The organism is Streptomyces sp. NPDC050636, from assembly GCF_040654775.1.
GTDB lineage: Bacteria > Actinomycetota > Actinomycetes > Streptomycetales > Streptomycetaceae > Streptomyces.
The window spans coordinates 32918-45931 of record NZ_JBFAIP010000020.1; the positions used below are offsets into that span (position 1 = coordinate 32918).

The 13014-nt window shown below is 70.7% G+C and carries 9 protein-coding genes and 1 riboswitch; of the genes, 5 read left to right on the plus strand and 4 right to left on the minus strand.

What is annotated here, in order from left to right; genetic code table 11:
• Positions 1 to 143 precede the first annotated feature (143 nt).
• Positions 144 to 2201 carry a phosphocholine-specific phospholipase C gene (locus AB0I10_RS17830; RefSeq protein WP_363153401.1) on the plus strand — a complete coding sequence of 686 codons (2058 nt, stop codon included), beginning with the start codon at positions 144 to 146 and terminating at the stop codon, positions 2199 to 2201.
• A 224-nt stretch (positions 2202 to 2425) separates the two neighbouring features.
• Here AB0I10_RS17830 and AB0I10_RS17835 read toward each other — a convergent pair whose 3' ends face one another.
• Positions 2426 to 2617, minus strand: coding sequence for a hypothetical protein (locus AB0I10_RS17835; RefSeq protein ID WP_363153402.1), 192 nt, complete (start codon positions 2615 to 2617; stop codon positions 2426 to 2428).
• Between the two features lie 354 nt (positions 2618 to 2971).
• Entirely contained in the window at positions 2972 to 5290 is a 2319-nt protein-coding gene (gene metE, locus AB0I10_RS17840; protein WP_363153403.1) for a 5-methyltetrahydropteroyltriglutamate--homocysteine S-methyltransferase, read from the minus strand.
• Between the two features lie 170 nt (positions 5291 to 5460).
• Positions 5461 to 5678: riboswitch (cobalamin riboswitch) on the minus strand.
• A gap of 438 nt (positions 5679 to 6116) precedes the next feature.
• Here metE and AB0I10_RS17845 point away from each other — a divergent pair.
• The 3 genes from AB0I10_RS17845 to AB0I10_RS17855 all read left to right on the plus strand — a co-directional run bounded on the left by AB0I10_RS17845 (position 6117) and on the right by AB0I10_RS17855 (position 8648).
• Positions 6117 to 7514, plus strand: a complete 1398-nt coding sequence (locus AB0I10_RS17845) for a short-chain fatty acyl-CoA regulator family protein (protein ID WP_363153404.1) — start codon at positions 6117 to 6119, stop codon at positions 7512 to 7514.
• 167 nt (positions 7515 to 7681) lie between these two features.
• A complete protein-coding gene (locus tag AB0I10_RS17850) occupies positions 7682 to 8260 on the plus strand; it encodes a hypothetical protein (protein ID WP_363153405.1) in 579 nt (192 codons plus the stop codon).
• A 31-nt stretch (positions 8261 to 8291) separates the two neighbouring features.
• On the plus strand, positions 8292 to 8648 hold the full coding sequence (locus AB0I10_RS17855) for a cupredoxin domain-containing protein (protein ID WP_363153406.1): 357 nt from the start codon (positions 8292 to 8294) through the stop codon (positions 8646 to 8648).
• Between the two features lie 49 nt (positions 8649 to 8697).
• On the opposite strand, the gene AB0I10_RS17860 is transcribed toward AB0I10_RS17855, so the two are convergent.
• Together AB0I10_RS17860 and AB0I10_RS17865 are read right to left on the minus strand one after the other, a co-directional pair.
• A complete protein-coding gene (locus tag AB0I10_RS17860) occupies positions 8698 to 9840 on the minus strand; it encodes an Ig-like domain-containing protein (RefSeq protein WP_363153407.1) in 1143 nt (380 codons plus the stop codon).
• Positions 9841 to 10143: 303 nt separating this feature from the next.
• Entirely contained in the window at positions 10144 to 11367 is a 1224-nt protein-coding gene (locus tag AB0I10_RS17865; protein ID WP_363153408.1) for a DUF6777 domain-containing protein, read from the minus strand.
• A gap of 226 nt (positions 11368 to 11593) precedes the next feature.
• Here AB0I10_RS17865 and AB0I10_RS17870 point away from each other — a divergent pair, with 226 nt between their 5' ends.
• A complete protein-coding gene (locus tag AB0I10_RS17870) occupies positions 11594 to 12919 on the plus strand; it encodes a streptophobe family protein (RefSeq protein ID WP_363153409.1) in 1326 nt (441 codons plus the stop codon).
• The last annotated feature ends 95 nt before the right edge of the window (positions 12920 to 13014 follow it).

Sequence of the window (13014 nt, forward strand, 5' to 3'; positions counted from 1 at the left end):
TCCGCCCTGCACCCCTGGCCGGCCTGTTCGTCACACGTACCGTGACTTTTCACGCAAGCGACACCACCCCTTCCCTGCGCCTCGGTCCTCTTGGAACACTCTGCTGACTCCTGTTGCCCCACACTCCAAGAGGTCCCCTCATCATGGCTGAACTCAACCGGCGGCGATTCCTCCAGATCGCCGGCGCTTCCGCGGGCGCCGCGGCGCTGTCGAGCAGCATCGCCCGTGCCGCGGCCATCCCCGCCGCGCGCCGTTCCGGCTCCATCCAGGACGTCGAGCACATCGTCGTGCTGATGCAGGAGAACCGTTCCTTCGACCACTACTTCGGCACGATGAAGGGCGTACGCGGCTTCGGTGACCCGCGCACCGTGACGCTGCCGAACGGCAAGCCGGTGTGGAACCAGCCCGACGGCGGCAAGGAAGTGCTGCCCTTCCACCCGGACGCCGAGGACCTCGGCATGCAGTTCATCGCGGGCCTCGACCATGACTGGGCGGGTGGCCACAAGGCGTTCAACAACGGCAAGTACGACCAGTGGATTCCCGCCAAGTCCGAGCGCACGATGGCGTATCTGACCCGGCAGGACATCCCGTTCCACTACGCGCTCGCCGACGCGTTCACCGTCTGCGACGACTACCACTGTTCGTTCATCGGGGCCACCGACCCCAACCGCTACTACATGCTGTCGGGCCATGTCGGCAACGACGGCAAGGGCGGCGGCCCGGTCCTCGGCAACGCGGAGCTCGGGTACGACTGGACGACGTACGCCGAGCGCCTGGAACAGGCCGGGGTCTCCTGGAAGGTGTACCAGGACATCGGTGACGGCCTCGACGCGAACGGCAAGTGGGGCTGGATAGAGGACGCCTACCGCGGCAACTACGGCGACAACTCGCTGCTCTACTTCAACAAGTACCGCAACGCCAAGCCGGGCGACCCGCTCTACGACAAGGCCCGCACCGGCACCAACGCCAAGGCGGGCGACGGCTACTTCGACGTCCTCAAGGCCGATGTGAAGGCGGGCAAGCTCCCGAAGATCTCCTGGATCGCCGCGCCCGAGGCGTTCAGCGAGCACCCCAACTGGCCGGTGAACTACGGCGCCTGGTACATCTCGCAGGTCCTGGACGCACTCACCGCCAACCCGGACGTGTGGAGCAAGACCGCCCTCTTCATCACCTACGACGAGAACGACGGCTACTTCGACCACGTCGTCCCGCCGTACGTCCCGTCCTCCGCCGACCAGGGCAAGTCCACCGTCGACACCGCCCTGGACCACTTCCCCGGCGACGCGAGCTACGCCGCGGGCCACTACGGCATGGGCCAGCGCGTCCCGATGATCGTGGTCTCGCCGTGGAGCACCGGCGGGTTCGTGTGCTCGGAGGTCCTGGACCACACGTCGATCATCCAGTTCATGGAGAAGCGCCACGGCGTCAAGGAGCCGAACATCTCGCCGTGGCGGCGCGCCGTCGCGGGCGACCTCACCTCCGCCTTCGACTTCAGTGGCAAGGACACCGCCCCGGCGGAGCTCCCGGACACCGCCGGCTACGAGCCGCCGGACCACGAGCGCCACCCCGACTACGTCCCGCACGCCCCCGCGAACCCGGCTCTGCCCAAGCAGGAGTCCGGCTCCCGCCCCTCGCGCCCGCTGAGGTACGCGCCCCTGGCCGACGGCGCCGCCGACCCGGCGGCCGGGAAGTTCACCCTCACCTTCAGCGGCGGCGACACGGCCGGCGCCTGCTTCCACGTACGCTCCGGCAACCGCACCGACGGCCCCTGGACGTACACCACGGAGGCCGGCAAGACGATCTCCGACACCTGGAACTCGGCGTACTCCAAGGACGCTTACGACCTGTCGGTGTTCGGCCCCAACGGCTTCCTGCGCGTCTTCAAGGGCCCCGGCAAGACCGCCGGCCCCGAGGTGACCGCCCGCCACGACAAGGCCAGCGGCAACATCAAGCTGACCCTGACGAACGCGGGCTCCGCCGACGTCAACCTCACCGTGACGAACGCGTACGGCGGCGCGGGCGAGACGTTCAAGGTGAAGGCGGGCGCCACCGTGGAGCAGACGGTGGACCTGCGGGGCAGCAAGCGCTGGTACGACCTGACGGTGGTCTCCGACACGGACACCGGCTACCTGCGCCGCTTGGCCGGCCACGTCGAGAACGGCGAGCCGGGTGTGAGCGACCCGGCGATCATCACCGGCTGAGGTATCGCGAGTGACCCGCCGGCTGAAGTGCTGAGTGAACCGGTGAACCAGTGAACCGCTGAACGGGCCCGGCCCGGACATGAGCGTCCGGGCCGGGGCCCGGTGACCCACCAGCAGCCGGTCATGAAGCTACGGCCCGGCCCTCAACGGGTACCGGGCCGGGCCGCTCTTTGGCCGGCGTCGGTCCATATTCAGGGGACCGAAGACGGAGGCGTTGTTTCAGTTCACTTCACATCGCCTGTTTTATCCGTCGCGGGCCAGAACACTGCGTCTCCCGGCCAGAAAATGCCATTTCCGGGCCAGAAGATTTCTTGGTCCTTGCCGCTGTCAGCGGACGCGGGGGCAGCCATGCCCGCTATGCCGAGAAGAGCAGCGACGGTCAGAGCACTGGCGGCGGCTATGGTGCGGATACGCATCAACGTTCTCCCTCCATCAGGGCACCCCAAGGAGTGCCGTAGTCCGACCTCGCCCGGGCGGGTACCCGAGCCGGAAGGCGTACGAATAAGGAATGCCCCGGCCGAGAGCCGAACGTCGCCGGTCCATTCCACTGCGGGATACCTTCCACTCGAAGGGAGGCGGTGGGAGTGCGGGCGTGGCGGGCATCCGTTAAGAATGGGTATTCGCGAACAGGCCGGTGGTTCGCAGGCAGGCGCGCCGCTTTCCGCTCATGTCCCGCCGGGCGGCTGTTGAGCGAAAAGCCGAGTGCCGGCCCTGGGAGCCAAGGTGCCGCGCGCACCCAGGGCCGGCCCCCGCCACCGCCGGATGCCGGATCAGGATGCCGTCAGGCCGCCCCGGATCTCGCGGGCCGCCGCGACCAGGTTCTCCAGGGAGGACCTGACCTCGGGCCAGCCGCGGGTCTTCAGACCGCAGTCGGGGTTGACCCACAGCCGCTCGGCAGGAATGGCCTCAAGTCCCTTGCGCAGCAACGCCGTTGCCTCCTCGGCGCTCGGGACGCGCGGGGAATGGATGTCGTACACGCCGGGGCCGACCTCGCGCGGATAGCCGGCGGTGGCGAGTTCCCCGGCGACCTGCATATGGGAACGGGCCGCTTCCAGGCTGATCACATCGGCGTCCAGGTCGTCGATGGCCTGCAGGATGTCGCCGAACTCCGCGTAGCACATGTGGGTGTGGATCTGGGTGTCCGGCCGGATCCCGCTGGTGCTCAGGCGGAACGCCTCGGTGGCCCAGGCGAGGTAGTCGGCGTGGTCGGCGGCCCGCAGCGGCAGCGTCTCACGGAGCGCCGGCTCGTCGACCTGGATGACCGAACTACCCGCCGCCTCAAGGTCGTTGACCTCGTCGCGCAGTGCCAGCGCCACCTGGCGGGCGGTGTCGCCGAGCGGCTGGTCGTCGCGGACGAAGGACCAGGCGAGCATGGTGACCGGGCCGGTGAGCATACCCTTGACCGGGCGGTCGGTGAGCGACTGGGCGTAGGTCGTCCAGCGCACCGTCATCGGCTCGGGGCGGGAGATGTCGCCGGCCAGGATCGGCGGCCGGACGTAGCGGGTGCCGTACGACTGCACCCAGCCGTGCTGGGTGGCGAGGTAGCCGGTGAGCTGCTCGGCGAAGTACTGGACCATGTCGTTGCGCTCGGGCTCGCCGTGCACCAGCACATCGATCCCGGCCTTCTCCTGGAAGCCGAGGACGTCCCGGATCTCGGCCGCGATGCGCTCCTCGTACGCGGCGGTGTCGATACGCCCGGCGCGCAGCTCGGCGCGGGCCGCGCGCAGTGCGGTGGTCTGAGGGAACGAGCCGATGGTGGTCGTCGGCAGGAGCGGCAGCCCGAGGTGGGCGCGCTGGGCGGCGGCCCGCTCAGCGTACGGCTGCGAGCGGCGTCCGTCGGCGTCGGTGACGGCCGCGGCGCGGGCCCGTACCGCCGGGTCGTGGGTCAGCGCGGAACCGGCGCGGGACGCCAAGTCGGCCCGGTTCGAGGCGAGTTCGGCGGCGATGGTGTCGGTGCCCTGTTCCAGGCCGCGGGCCAGGGTGACGATCTCGGTGGTCTTCTGCTGGGCGAAGGCGAGCCAGCGGGCGATCTGCGGATCGATGTCCCGCTCGGCGGTGGCGTCCAGCGGGACATGCAGCAGGGAGCAGGACGACGAGACGTCGACCCGGTCGGCGAGACCGAGCAGGGTGCCCAGGGTGGCCAGGGACTTCTCGAAGTCGTTGATCCAGACGTTACGGCCGTTGACGACGCCCGCGACCAGGCGCTTGCCGGGCAGTCCGCCGACGGCCGCGAGATCGGCGAGGTTGGCGGCCGCGGCGCCGGTGAAGTCCAGTGCGAGACCGTCGACGGGCGCCTTGGCCAGCACCGGCAGGGCGTCGCCCAGACGGTCGAAGTAGGCGGCGACCAGCAGCTTGGGACGGTCGGCGGGCGCGCCGAGGTCGCGGTAGGCACGGGCGGCGGCATTGAGCACGGCGGGGGAGCGGTCCTGCACCAGCGCCGGCTCGTCCAGCTGCACCCACTCCGCGCCGGCGGCCCGCAGATCGGCGAGCACCTCTTCGTACACCGGCAGCAGCCGGTCGAGCAGCGTCAGCGGGTCGAACTCGGCGGCGACGCCGGGCGCGGGCTTGGACAGCAGGAGGTAGGTGACCGGGCCGACCAGGACCGGGCGGGCGGCGAGGCCGAGCGCGAGGGCTTCACGGAGCTCGCCGACCTGCTTGGCGGAGTCCGCCGTGAAGACCGTGTCCGGCCCCAACTCCGGTACGAGATAGTGGTAGTTGGTGTCGAACCACTTGGTCATCTCCAGCGGCGCCACGTCCTGCGTGCCGCGGGCCATCGCGAAGTAGCCGTCCAGCCGGTCGGCGGCCACCGCGGCGCGGTGCCGGGCCGGGATCGCGCCGACCATCACGCTGGTGTCCAGGACGTGGTCGTAGTACGAGAAGTCGCCGGTCGGCACTTCGTGGACACCGGCCCCGGCGAGCTGCCGCCAGTTGCCGCGGCGCAGTTCGGCGGCGGTGCTGCGGAGGGCGTCGGCGGTGACGCGGCCCTTCCAGTAGCCCTCGATGGCCTTCTTCAGTTCCCGGTGCTGCCCCTGACGGGGGTAGCCGTGCACGGTGGCGCGTGCTGCCGCGGCTGCGGACTTGCTGGTCACGGAACTCTCCTTCGCGAGCGTGTCTCCATACGAACCCGGGACGGGTCGAGGACGCGAAAGACCGCGAAGGTCAGCACACCGGGCGGACCACCGCGCGATGGCGCCGCGCGTGCCGCCTGTATGTACGCCGACCCGCCCTCGAAGGTCACCGAGATCTCCGCGCACGATTCGGTCGCGCGCGGGCAACGGGCAGGTCTTCGGACTCGCGGGCACATCCGCCAAGGCGGACACCTACTGGCCGTCGCTTCCCAGACCCGGACCGGGCCCAGTGCGTATGACGGCGTTCGTTCCCACTCACCGCTGCGGGGCAGTCCCGGAATTCCACCGGGTTCCCTCTTGCGACGCGCCTGCCTGGCGGGCAGGGCGAACCAGTTGCACGGCCAGCCTAGACGAAGTCCGAAGTGCCGTCTGCCGGACGGGTGCGAGCAGCCTCAGCCACTGCTCGCGCCCGTCCCGCACCCGCCGGGGCGCACCCCGCCCCGGCGGCGAACCCGGGTCCCTCAACCCGGGCCGTGCATCAGGTGGCCGGTGGAACCGGCGTGTGCTGCGTGTGAACCATGCGAAGGTGCAACAGCTGAGTGCCGCTTCTTCTGGGCGACGGCCCGCCGCATCCTCGGGCATGTGGAGTGCTGAGCGATCTGCCGGGGTTGTCGGAGTCCATCGGGCTGCAGGTACGACTCTGGCAGGGGTGCCCAGTGCCGGCAAGCGTGGCGTGATGCCAAGTTCTGCGCATCTTCTCCGCCATTTTTGCCAACATTGCCAATCCTGGTGCACCGGAGATGACTTATGCTGCGCACAGATCCAGCGCACGGCCGGAGGGGGCCTGGTGAGCAAGACATACGCGGGAGCGCGGCTGCGCCGACTGCGCGAAGAACGGCGGCTGAGCCAGGCCGAGTTGGCCCGGACACTCGCCATCTCGCCCAGCTATCTCAACCAGATGGAGCACGACTCCCGGCCGCTGACCGTGCCCGTACTGCTGCGGCTGACCGAGGCGTTCGGCGTCGACCCCGGCTTCTTCTCCGCGCGCGACACCGGCCGCGTCCTGGCGGACCTGCGGGAAGCCCTCGCCGACGAGATGGCCGCCACCCGGGTGTCGCCCGCCGACCTGTCGGAGCTCGCCTCCCGGCTGCCCGCCGTCGCCGCCGTCCTCCTCGACCTGGGCCGCCGCAACCAGGCCCTGACCGAGCGGCTCGCCGAGGCCGCGGAGCACCGTGGCGCTCCCGACCAGGCCATACCCCGCTCACCGCACGAAGAGATCCGCGAATTCTTCTACCGCCGGCAGAACTACCTGCACGACACCGACACCGCCGCCGAAGAACTCGCCGGGGAGATCGGCATCCGCCCCGGCGAGGTGCTCCCGGCCCTCGCCACCCGGCTCACCGAAGCCCACGGTGTGCGTCTCGCCGCCGACTGCGACCGGCTGCACCACTACGACCCGGCCCGGCGGGTCCTGCATCTGTCCAGCCGGCTGCGGCCCGGCCAGCGGGCCTTCCGGATGGCCACCCAGCTCGCCCTGCTCGAATACGGCGCCGAGCTCTCCCGGCTGGCCTCGGAGGACTACGAACCGGACGACCCCACCTGGCCGTTGGCCCGGATCGGTGTCGCCAACTACTTCGCGGCCGCGCTGATCCTCCCGTACCGCGCCTTCCACACCGCCGCCGAGGAGATGCGCTACGACATCGAGCGCCTCACCGACCGCTTCGGTCTCGGCTATGAGACCGTCTGCCACCGGCTCAGCACGCTGCAGCGCCCCCGGCTGCGCGGCGTGCCGTTCTCCTTCGTGCGGGTCGACCGCGCCGGCAATATGTCCAAGCGCCAGTCGGCCACCGGCTTTCACTTCTCCCGGGCCGGCGGCACCTGCCCGCTGTGGAACGTCTACGAGGCGTTCGCCGCCCCCGGCCGGATCCATGTGCAGATCGCCGCGATGCCGGACGACCAGCGGTATCTGTGGACCGCCCGCGCCGTCACCCGCCACCGCGGCGGCTGGGGCGAGCCCGGCAAGACCTTCGCCATCGGCCTCGGCTGTGAGATCCGGCATGCCTCCCGGCTCGTGTACTCCGACGGACTCGACCTCGGCAACGCCTCGGCCGCGACCCCGATCGGCATGGGCTGCCGTGTCTGCGAGCGCCTGGGCTGCCCGCAGCGCGCCGTACCGCCGCTCGGCCGGCCGCTCGCCGTCGATGAGAACAGCAGCACGTTCGTGCCGTATCCGGTGGTGCGGTGACCGGTCGGGCGCAGGGGACGGGCGCCGGGTACGCCGAACGCCGCAGCCCCGATGGCCGGGTGCCGGTGGCTGGGCTCTAGTGGGGGTGGGCGGCCACCTCGGACGGCAGCCCCGTGCCGCCGACCGGTGTGGCGGCAGGACCGGAGGAGTGTCCCTATGAGTGCCCGATGAGTGCCCCGATCAGTGCCCGGACGAGGCGCAGCACCAGGACGGCTGTCGCCGCGGCCACGGCCGCCCTGTTCGCCGTGGCGCTCGGGGGATGCTCGGACAACGGTGGCGGGGCTCCCGAGGAGACCCCGACCCCCACCACCGTCGGCCCGAGCGGGCGGCCGAGCGCCTCGCCGACCGCGGGAGCGGGCACCGTCAACGCCCGCTCCGGCAAGCTCGGGGAAATCCTGGTCGACGGCCAGGGCCGGACCTTGTACCTCTTCGAGGCGGACAGCTCCGAGAAGTCCACCTGCTCGGGCGGCTGCGCGAAGGCCTGGCCGCCGGTGATCGTGACCGGCACACCGAAGGCCGGCGGCGGGGTGAAGGGCAATCTGCTGGGCACGACGACGCGCAGCGACGGCGCAGAGCAGGTCACCTACAACGGCCACCCCCTCTACTACTTCGAGGGCGACCAGCAGTCCGGTGACACCAACGGCCAGGCGCTCGACCAGTTCGGCGACGAGTGGTACGTCGTCGACACCTCCGGCAACAAAATCGAGAAGGAACCGGAGAACAGTACCGGTGGCGGCGTCTACTGATCACCGGCTCCCCGGCCGTGCACGCATCGCCGTGGCGGTCTCTGCCGTCTGCCTGGCGGCCCTCGCCGGCTGCTCCAACGGTGGCGGCGGTGCGTCCACCACCCCGTCCGCTGCCCTTACGTCCGCCGCGGGCGGGCAGGCGCGGATCACCATCAAGGACTTCGCCTTCGACCCCGCCACCCTGACCGTGCGCCCCGGTGCGAAGGTCACCGTCGTGAACGAGGACTCGGCGCCCCACACCGTGACGGCCACGGGCACCAAGTCCTTCGACACCGGAAGCATCGGGCCGGGCGAGACGGCCACCTTCACCGCCCCGTCCAAGGCGGGCAGCCACCCCTACATCTGCGACTTCCATCAGTCCATGAAGGGCACGCTGACCGTCGGCTGACGCCGGCCGTGCGGGCTACTTCAGCGCGCTGCCCACTTCAGGGCACTGCCTACTTCAAGGCGCTGCGCTGCTGCCACTGCGGCCAGGTCTCCTGCCAGACCTCAAGACCGTTGCCGACATCGGTCTTGTTCGTGTTGGTGGTGCCCTTCACCTCGACCGTGGAGCCGATCGTCAGGAAGTCGTAGACCTTCTTGGCGTCGCTGGTGGTCATACCGAAGCAGCCGTGGCTGTTGTTCTCCACGCCGACGGACTTGTTCCACGGGGCCGAGTGCAGGAAGGTCCCGGAGGCGGTCAGGTGGGTGACCCACTTCGAGTCCAGCATCCACTCGTCGCCGTGACCGATGGTGGAGGAGTCCATCGTCTCCGCCGCGTTCTTGCTGCGTACGGTGTGCACGCCGCCGCGGGTCGGGTCCTGCGGGGAGCCCGCGGAGCCGGTGACGGAGCCGACGTTCTTGCCGTTCTCGTACATGGTCAGGGTGTGCGACGGCACATCGATGACGGCCTTGTGGTCGGCCCCGACGGTGAAGCCGAAGTTGTAGTCCCGGGCGAACCAGCCGCCCTCACCGGAGTTGATCCCGGACAGCGCGCCCTTGACGGAGACCTTCGTGCCGGCCGGCCAGTAGTCCTTGGGACGCCAGTCGATCCGGTCCTTGCCGCCCCAGTCCCTGACCCAGCCCCAGGCGCCCTCGACCTTCGGCTGGGAGGTGACCTTCAGCGCCTTCTCGATCTCCGCGCGCCGGTCCTTGTCGACGTGGTTGTCGAAGGTGATCGAGACCGGCATTCCGGTGCCCACGGTCTGCCCGCCGCCCGGGTTGTTGGTGAGCTTGTTGACCTTGTCGGCCTGCTCCGTGGTGAAGGTCGAGGTGGCCGAGGTCTCCTTGCCTTCCGCCGACTTCGCCTTCGTCCGCACGGTGTAGGTGGTCTTCGGCTTGACCTTCCCGTCCGACTTCCATGACGAGCCGTCAGCGGCCAGCCGCCCGCCGACCTCGGCGCCGTCGTCGTCCTTGACCTCGACCGAGGTCAGCTTGCCCCGGTCGGCCTTCACCGATATCCCGGAGCCGAGCTTGACCGCCTTGCTGCCCCCGGCCGGGGTGACGCTCACCTTGGCGTCGGGCGCGTCCGGCGTCGCCGCGTCGGCGCCCCCTCCGCACGCGGTCAGCAGGGTGGCCGCCGCTATCACGGCGGGTATCAACCGGGCATGGTGGCGACGTGATCCGGCGTGCACGAGGGTCCCTCCCAAGCAGAACTACTGACAGTGGCGGAACCCGGCCCGGTGGCGGCATAACCGTCCGGGGCCCCATTCCATCCGCCGTATATGCAGAGGGTTTGTCTGCTTAGGAGGTTGTCTGGCGCATCTGTTATTCAGAACACGGTTTGGTCTCGGTGGATCCCGCCGGTACGGCGTGCGGAATCCGCGCACGCGAACGGCCGGTGACCCGGCGATGGTGCCAGGTCACCGGCCGCGTGTGCGGGCGCTGTGCCGATGAGTTCCGCGTCAGTCCGTGTGCGACTGTGACCCGTGATTGGGCGCCGGCTCGGTCGTGGGGCCGGGGCTGTCGGTCGTGGGGCCGGGGCTCTCGGTCGTCGGGGTGGAGGTGTCCGGAGTCTCGGTCGGAGTCTCTGAGGTCGGAGTCTCCGAGGTCGGGGAGGGGGACGACGACGTGGGCGACGGCGTCCCGGTGGGGGACTCCGTCGAACCGTCCGTCGGATAGTCCGTGCCGCCGGTGTCACCCTTGGGGCGCTTGAACCACTGTCCCGTCTCAGGGTCGACGAGGGTGAAGCTGTCCATCGCGGACGCCGACTTCTCCACGTGGACCACATTCGAGCGCTGGTACCCCGGCCATTTCTGGCCGACCTCCTTCGGTGCCTCTCCCTTGGGGAAGGACATCGGCGGTGTGAGCGGGTTCCCGCAGCGGCAGCGCACCCGCGGCACTCCATACGCGTCGATCATCACGGCCGTGCCGGTCTGCAGCACCGCCTGGTAGGCGTTGGCCTTGCCGTCCTTGTAGCCGTGGTTGGTGACCCAGGTGTCCCGTTGCAGCTGTACGGGGGTCAGCGAGCGCAGATAGGTCGGGATGGCGCTCGCGTCCTTGCCCGCCACACCGGCGAATGCCTCGGCCTTCTGCGGATTGCCCTGCAGGTACTCGATCTGCTTCTCGACATCGCAGCTGGCGGCGTTCTGATTGCCGCCGTACAGGCCGGGCTGCGCGCCGGACACGCTGGGCGCGCGATCGGCCTCGGCCGTCGCGCTGGGCGTCACGGCCGGATCCGTGGCCTTGGCGGACTCCTCCGCCGTCGACTTGGTGAAGGGGTCGTCACCTTCGGCGGAGGTCGGCTGGAGGGTGAGTTCTTCCGCGGCGGCCTTGCCGCTCGGGCGGGTGAGCACGATGGTCAGGATGACGGCGGCGACGACGGCCGCCGAGATGATCGCGATCCGCGGCGCGGACCGCCACCAGGGCCTACCGCCCCCTGGTCCGCCGCGGGGACCGCCGCCTCCGCCCCCTCCGCCGCCGCCTCCGGAGCCGCCGCCCTCGCCGGGGCCGCCCGGCGGTCCGGTCCGGCCCGGTGCCGTGGGCTGATCGGGGCGGCCCGCGGGCGGGCCAGAACCCACCTGTGTCGGCTCGTGCGAGGGGCCGGAGGGGGCGCCGGACGACGGGCCGGAGAGCGGTCCGGACGGCGGTCCGGTGGGGTGGCTGTCCGGCGGCGGTGGAGATGTCACGGGTCCCTCTTCCGGCGCGTGTGGGCCATCCGGCAATGCGAATTTTGCCCTTGTTTGTCTGGGTCGAAGCCATTGTGTGCTCGGAGTCGGCGCTGTCCGCAAGCGGGGCGACGCGTGCGTGCTTACGGTGGTGCGTGCAGGAGTTGGCGGGAAGAGTGGAAATCGTGAAAGCGCCTCAGATCGGGCGGATCATCCCCGCACGGTCCCGCGCCCGGGAGGAGACAGCGTGAGCCAGGTGCCCGGCCCCGCGTCGGCCGTCCCCGCGAAGCCGGCACATCCCGGCGGCGTCACGCCGCCCCTCCGGGCCTGGGGACAGGCCCTCGCCGCGGCCGCCGCGGGCATCGTCACCATGCTCGTGATCGCCGCCCTCGGCCTGTGGGCGGCGGGTGCCGCGGAGCTGCCGGACGGAGCGTTCCTCCGGGTGGTCGCGGCCACCGTCATCATCGCGACCGGCGGCTCCGTGGAGCTGTCGGGCGACGCCGGGATCATCGTCCAGGCGGACGCCGCCCTCGACGTCGTTCCGCTGTCGGTGACGCTGGCCGGCGCCCTGGTGACCGCCACCGTCTTCCTGCTGCCGCTGCGGCACCGGGCGGTGGCCACCACCGGCGAGCTGCTCGGCCGTATCGCCCGGACGGCCGTGTGCTGGCTGCTGCTCCTGCTGCTCCTCGCGCTCTGTGCCCGGCACAGCTTCAAGATCTCCGTTGGCAACGACATCGCCGACGAGATCGGGGCGGAGCTCGGCGCGACACCCACCGTCGGCTTCCGCGCCAATGTTCCCGCGACACTCGGTTTCGGCCTGCTCTGGATCCTGGCGCTGCTGGCCCTCACCTTCATCGTCTCCCGCAAGGCCCCGCTCTCCTCCCGGCTGCTGCACTTCCAGAACTCCGTACGGCCGCCCGCCTTCGCCATGCTGCTGGTGCTGCTCGGCTACGCGGTGATCGGGCTGATCGTCGGCGTGGTCGTGCTCATCACCGAAGGCCATCCGGCCGAGACCCTCGCCGTGATCTTCCTCGGTCTGCCGAACCTGGCCTGGATCGCGCTGGGCGTCGGCACCGGCGGAGCCTGGACGGGCCATGTCGACAAGGCCATCGGGCTGCCCATGCCGCAGGTGCTCGACCAGGTGCTGCACACCCGCGGCGGGCACCGGACCCTCGACCTGGGATCGATCGCGGAGTACGACGGCCGGGCCTGGGTCCTGGTGGCCCTGGCGGCGCTGGTGCTGCTCGCCGCCGCCTTCGCCGCCGCGGTCCGCTCCCCGGCCCGGCTGCCGGCCTGGCGACACGCCCTGGAAATGGCCGCGGCCCTGGCGCTCACCCTCTTCGTCGTCGGACTGCTCACCCGCATCTCCGCCCGTTACGGGCTCTCCCTGTTCAGCTCCGGGGACCTCGGCGCCGGGCTGGGCGGCGAGGTCACGCTGCTCCCGGAACTCCTCCGGCTGGTGGCGGCGGGCGTCGTCTGGGGGCTGGTCACCGGCTACCTCGGCAGCCTGCTGGCACGGCGCGTACGCCACCCAGGCGAGGTCCGGGACGCCGGGACGACGACGGTGGAGTGAGCCAGGCGATCGGACGCAACGGAGGACGCGGGCCCCACCCTCAGGGCGGACGAAGGGACACAGGACTCACTCGTCCAGGGCCTTTCCGGCCCTGA